The 5,162-nt window shown below is 51.2% G+C and carries 7 protein-coding genes and 2 pseudogenes; all 9 read right to left on the bottom strand.

What is annotated here, in order from left to right:
* Nucleotides 1-283: pseudogene (locus tag F8J34_RS06990) on the bottom strand (hypothetical protein); the annotation flags it as partial.
* Nucleotides 280-588: a PDZ domain-containing protein gene (locus F8J34_RS06985; RefSeq protein WP_297057606.1), complete on the bottom strand. Its 309-nt coding sequence runs from the start codon at nucleotides 586-588 to the stop codon at nucleotides 280-282. The pseudogene F8J34_RS06990 and the gene F8J34_RS06985, both read right to left, overlap by 4 nt.
* A 491-nt stretch (nucleotides 589-1,079) precedes the next feature.
* Nucleotides 1,080-1,925: a type II secretion system protein GspK gene (locus tag F8J34_RS06980; protein ID WP_297057603.1), complete on the bottom strand. Its 846-nt coding sequence runs from the start codon at nucleotides 1,923-1,925 to the stop codon at nucleotides 1,080-1,082.
* A gap of 8 nt (nucleotides 1,926-1,933) precedes the next feature.
* On the bottom strand, nucleotides 1,934-2,491 hold the full coding sequence (locus F8J34_RS06975; RefSeq protein ID WP_297057601.1) for a prepilin-type N-terminal cleavage/methylation domain-containing protein: 558 nt from the start codon (nucleotides 2,489-2,491) through the stop codon (nucleotides 1,934-1,936).
* The gene (locus tag F8J34_RS06970; protein ID WP_297057599.1) at nucleotides 2,454-2,747 is read right to left on the bottom strand and encodes a prepilin-type N-terminal cleavage/methylation domain-containing protein; all 294 of its coding nucleotides are present in this window, start codon (nucleotides 2,745-2,747) and stop codon (nucleotides 2,454-2,456) included. The genes F8J34_RS06975 and F8J34_RS06970 overlap by 38 nt, the downstream gene beginning before the upstream one ends.
* Entirely contained in the window at nucleotides 2,744-3,103 is a 360-nt protein-coding gene (locus tag F8J34_RS06965; RefSeq protein ID WP_297057597.1) for a hypothetical protein, read from the bottom strand. The genes F8J34_RS06970 and F8J34_RS06965 overlap by 4 nt, the downstream gene beginning before the upstream one ends.
* A gap of 37 nt (nucleotides 3,104-3,140) precedes the next feature.
* Nucleotides 3,141-4,028 (bottom strand): hypothetical protein, encoded by an 888-nt coding sequence (locus F8J34_RS06960; protein ID WP_297057594.1) that lies wholly within the window; start codon nucleotides 4,026-4,028, stop codon nucleotides 3,141-3,143.
* A gap of 217 nt (nucleotides 4,029-4,245) precedes the next feature.
* Nucleotides 4,246-4,683 carry a type II secretion system major pseudopilin GspG gene (gene gspG / locus F8J34_RS06955; protein WP_297057591.1) on the bottom strand — a complete coding sequence of 146 codons (438 nt, stop codon included), beginning with the start codon at nucleotides 4,681-4,683 and terminating at the stop codon, nucleotides 4,246-4,248.
* Nucleotides 4,658-5,162 (bottom strand): annotated as a pseudogene (locus tag F8J34_RS06950) (hypothetical protein); the annotation flags it as partial. The gene gspG and the pseudogene F8J34_RS06950, both read right to left, overlap by 26 nt.

Genomic DNA, 5,162 nt, shown 5'->3' with positions numbered 1-5,162 from the left:
TTACATATCCATCCTCTTTATAAACCGTAGCCCCAATAAGTCCCAGAGCCTCGGTGATCATGCGCCAGGCAGTCTCCGAAGAAACCGGTTTTTTGGAAATAATCGTAATCTTTCCTTTCAAGTTCTCGTCATAAACTACATTCTTGCCGAGTTCCTTGGCCAGGAACCGAATCAGGGTCTTCACCTCTACTTGATCAAAGTTGAGATAGACCCCGGAATCGGCTGCCAAAGCGGATATACTCCACCAAAAGAGCAGGATCAGTATCGGCCACGCCCTTCTCATCTCACCTCCGCCTTTAAGGTTAAAATTTTATCAGCCCTCTGAATTTTTACCGAAAGAGAAGAAGCAGTTTTGATGGTCTCGAAAATGCGAAAGGCGTCCTCGTTCTTCCGTACCGGAATCCCGTTTATGGCAAGAATAACGTCTCCGGCCCGAAGTCCGGCCCGGAAGAAGAGAGACCTGGGATCCACATATTCCACCCGGACCCCTATTATTCGCCCCCCTTGAAAATGAGGACGCAGACGAATTCTGGAAAAGAGAGATCCCAAGTCCGCCGTAAGTCGTTCGAGTTCTTCCCTGGAAATCACGAGCAGCCTTCGGGAAGATCCCGAGGGGCTCCTACCGAAAGATTTCCTTTCCGAAGTCCCGGGACCGGACGCAAAAATTTTTTGCACCACCCGGCGATTTTTAAAAAGAAGACTTACGGAATCGGGACGAATCTCCGCTACCCGCCAGCCCTTTACTCTGTCCCCTTCTTTGGCCCAGTAACTCTCTCTTCCAAATTTTAAAAGGGCCAATCTGGCTTTCTTTCCGTAATAAATTGCTCGGAGCTCCGGAGCCTCGATCCCGAAGGACTCCGGGGAAACAGAGGCCTCTTCTTCCGGAGGGAGGTAAAAACGGGCCCAAAGTTTCTCCAGGTCAAAATGGGCCTTGGGCGCACGCTCTGGCATCCTAGAGATCTTATTTTTAGATATCCGGGGAACTTCGCTTAACCTAAGCTGAAAATATCCGAAGGTAAGAAGGGTGCCTGCCGAACAGACAAAAAGTAAGACCGATAAGGCCCGAGCCCAGAAAAACATCAGGAAAACCTCCAGTAAACCACCTTAAAGCCGGAACCCCTCCTCTGGATAATAGCCTTAAGCTCCCCCTCCACCTCCCCTACCCTCACCTCAATGGTTACCCGAAAGTTCTCGCTCTTTACCGTGGCCCAGGGGCGCAGGTCATGTAAAATCTCAAAATTGAAACCTTCTATCAGGATAATGTCTTCAATTTTTTTAAAGGGATGGGTTCGGCGGTATTCTACCAGTTTTTCAGCCAAGGTTCTATCAATTCGGGGGCTTAAAGCCATAATGACTTCGGCAGGAGCGGTATTGAGATTGACCCGGCCATTACTCCATACCGTAGTAAGGGTGGAAAGCCCCGGATAAAAGGTAAACCCCTCGACTTTGCCGTAAAAGTCCTCCCGGGACATCCCCAGAAAGAGGAGCTCTTCAAGACTATCAAGCGGGGCCTTCTTGGGAGGGTACGTTCGATCCCAAAACCCGGATCCCCCAACCCATACCCGGAGGAGTTCCGGGGAAAGAGAGGTGACCCGAATTTCCTGGAAAAGCCTCTTTACCACCTTAAACCCTGCTTCGGTGCGCACCAGGTTGAGATTGAGGTAGCGCTCTTCGTCTTCCACCTGAACCCTGATTTCTCCTTCGGGAATGGGCAACTCAAGAGGATAAGCCCACCGATCGTTAAGCGTGTCGTAAGAGGGATCATCTTCTTTAAGATAAAGAGTTAAGAACTTTAGGGCCGAAACGGCTTCATGATAGGCCTGTTGTTTGAGATAGAATTTATGGACCAGGACCTCGGTCTGGCGAACCGCAAGAAATTCCTCGGAAATTATCCCGGATAAAACCATAAAAAATCCAAGAACCATCAGAATAATCATCTCCAAACCCGGCCCACCCTTACGGAAACGATCATCCTGGTGCCCTCCAGATTCACCTCAACCTTTTCGGGACTGCCGAAAAAACCCTCGTCTTCGGACCACCAACGACCTTTGTAAAAAACTTTGATCTTGAAGTTCTCAAAGATCCCCAGAGAAACCTCCTGACCTTCGTCGCAGGAAAAAATCTCTCCGTAAGGATAGGGCTTTTCGCAGTAAAACAATTCCTTGTCTTCATAGCGATACCTTACCTGAACCACTCCCGGATAAGTTTCCCCCACGGAGGTAATAAATCCCATATAAAGACCATCTTCCCTCCTCTCCAGCCGGAAAGAACGTAAGAGCCCTTCGATCTGATACCGTAACCGGTAGGAGAGGAGGATCTTTCGATAGAGGTGTTCGGCATCCTGCTGAAGGGTAAGGGCTCCACGGCCGGCACTACGGAAAACCGCAACCACCGTTCCGAAAATCAATGAAAGAAGGAGGAGCACTACCAGGATTTCGAGAAGGGTAAAACCCCTATCTCCTTTCGTAAAGGCGATAGTAAGCCGTTTCATTTCCTTGGGAAACCCGGTAAATCTCTTCCTGGATCGCAAGCCCTTTTACCTTAAAGGTGCGCCTCTCCACCTTTACTCCCTCCACCGGCTCCCCGGCCAGAAAAAGCTCAAGCCTTGAGACCTCCGAAAATAGATTTTCGGAGCGGGTCAAGGTATGTATAGCTAGGATATGAAGATGGAGAAGAGCGGTATAGGCCACTACCAGAATAATCAAAGCCACGAGGACTTCGATAAGGGTAAAGCCCGATTTTTTCATCCCACTATCATCCTGATTCTAAAATTTCCTTCGCCGGATGGATCCTCAGCGTGAAAGGCCTTAATCCGAAGGCCTTGTGCGTTGAGCCAGGAAAGCAGTCGCGCTAGATCCCTCCAGGAAAGCTCCATCTCCACCTCCACCCCCAAATATACTCCTCGAATGGTCTCCGGTTTAAATCCCTGCGAAACGAGTTTTTCCTTAAAAACTTCGGCAGAAAGGGGAGCCTTGCGGGAAGGGGCCTCGGTCTCAAGAAGGTAGGCCAGGTATCGGAGTCGGCTCCATTCCGTAAGGAGAAGACTTTGAGCTCTTTTAACCTCCGGTACCAGAAGCCCGAGGACCACAATCCCCAACAACATTAAAAGTCCCAAGAAAATCAGGGGATGCTGCCTCGGGTTAAGAACCTTCACCGCCGAATTCCAGGGTTACGATTTCGGTGCCTCCGGGAAGCTTCTTGACTTCGCAAAGCCTCCCGGGAAGCTCTCCGGCCTTCTCCTCCGGAATCTCTGCCTTGATGCGGAGCCTTCCCTCCTCAAAAGTGAGGGCCATAATCCTGGCTTCCTTCGGAAGACCCTCCAGGGCTTGCTTTAAAAGGCTCTGAAAGCCCGGTTCCTTGGCTTCTTCCACCAGGACCCGGAGCTGTTTGAGGGGAGCCACCACCGGGGTTCCAGGATAGTACTTGTGAAAAAGGGCTCTTTCACGGGCCTTCAACTGCCGGTATATTACGGGGACCCAGAATTTCAGGCCTCCCCAGAGCAGAGAAGAAAGGATAAGCCCCGTGAGGAGAATTCCAGAGATCCTGCGGGCCTTCTCGGGTTCAATCTCGAGAAAATAAGAATGAAAAGTCGGAAGATTGCGGCCCAGAACCCCCCATAGAGCAGCCCCGAAGGCGCTCACCTTTTCCGGAGGCACTGCGGGGACCCTTTTTATTTCCCTCCCGGTAAAAAATTTCTCCACCTCCGGAGAAAGACTCCCCCCTCCCGAGACCACCAAAGGCCCGGAGGAATCTCCCTCCTCGAACCCCCGCTGGCCATTGAGGAAACATCGGAACCCGGCCAGCCTCCCCTCTCGAACCCTCACCAGGGTCACCTTTCGACGACCGAAATCCACTATGGTCCCGTTCCTTAACCCCGTAGTCAGAAAAGCCCTTACCAGGGCTACCGGTTCGGCATCCCAGAACACTCCTTTTTCGAGTCTTTCCTCGGGCTCGGCCACCAGAACTCTGGCCCTTCCCTCTTCCCACCACAATTTCCAGAGGATGTGTCGATCTTTTAAAAAGGACAAAATTTCTTCCTGGAGATACCTTTCGGCCTCCTCAGGACGAGTTATTTCCGGGGGAAGATTTCTTAACAAAACTCGATGAGAGGGAATAAGGTAGATCCTTCGTCCCCGCGGGGATGAAGAAAGAACACGGTAATAGGAAAGGAACGGGAAAACTAGAAGGGTAACCCTCTTGGTGCCAGAGGCCCCCTGATCTATCCCCGTCTGAAAGATCAAATTTTTACTCCCCTTTGACCAGATTCCAGACCGAAAGATCGTCCTCCGTACCCTCTAGGCCATCCGGCCCCACGGAGAATAGTTCGTAAGGGTGTCCGTCTTCACCCGGTGAAAGATAAACGAATTCGTTTCCCCAACCATCCCGGGGTAGTTCGTCGAGATACCGATGCCAGCGCTTGGGAACGGGCGGAATCTCGGGCTTTTCCACCAGGGCGCGAAGCCCCTGCTCCGTAGTGGGATAGAAACCATTGTCCATACGAAACTGTTCCAAGGCCCCTTTAAGAGCCTTGAGTTGAATCCGGGTACTTTCGCGTCGGGCCTGATCCACTCTGCCCACCACCCTGGGAATAACGATCCCGGCCAGTAACCCCAGAATAATGATCACCACCAAAAGTTCGATGAGCGTAAACCCCAATCTATTTCTCTCCCCGCTTCCCTTCATTCTCCCCCTCCTCGGGAAAAACTACTTTTATTAATAAAGGCGAGCTTTCATGTCCTGCTCCGTCCAGGGCTTTTATATTATAAAGGACCACCCCTTTTAAGCCATCTCGCTCCTGAAACATGTTTTTCTTGACCTTAAAGAGCTTACCCTCCCTTTCCACCACATAACCCACTACATCCCTTGAAGGACTGGGATCCCATACCAGGACCAGGGTATTCCCCTTCAAAAAATATCCTCCTCCCGAGGGCGGCAAAGGTGGCTCCGTGTCTTCCATTTTGACCTCAAGGGGTTGAGAAAGGGGACCATAGATATCCGGACCGAAGGTTACAGCCGCCGAAAGAAGATAGGTCTTTCCCAAGGAAAGCCCGCGCAACGAGTGGACCCCCGGAGAAATCCGACGGGGATTTTCGAAATCGGGGTCTTTCCCCTTTTCCCAGACGAAAAGAGCCAGCCTCGGAAATAGACTGAGAACCTGAAGA

Origin of the sequence: Thermosulfurimonas sp. (assembly GCF_015491435.1) — a bacterium.
GTDB lineage: Bacteria > Desulfobacterota > Thermodesulfobacteria > Thermodesulfobacteriales > Thermodesulfobacteriaceae > Thermosulfurimonas_A.
This window is presented reverse-complemented; position numbering and strand designations above follow the sequence as displayed.

Excerpts from the sequence above, each read along its gene's own strand:
- F8J34_RS06975 (WP_297057601.1), bottom strand. The coding sequence starts at position 2,491 with ATGAAACGGCTTACTATCGCCTTTACGAAAGGAGATAGGGGTTTTACC.
- gspG (WP_297057591.1), bottom strand. The coding sequence starts at position 4,683 with ATGAAGGGAAGCGGGGAGAGAAATAGATTGGGGTTTACGCTCATCGAA.
- F8J34_RS06980 (WP_297057603.1), bottom strand. The coding sequence starts at position 1,925 with ATGGTTCTTGGATTTTTTATGGTTTTATCCGGGATAATTTCCGAGGAA.
- F8J34_RS06970 (WP_297057599.1), bottom strand. The coding sequence starts at position 2,747 with ATGAAAAAATCGGGCTTTACCCTTATCGAAGTCCTCGTGGCTTTGATT.
- F8J34_RS06965 (WP_297057597.1), bottom strand. The coding sequence starts at position 3,103 with ATGTTGTTGGGGATTGTGGTCCTCGGGCTTCTGGTACCGGAGGTTAAA.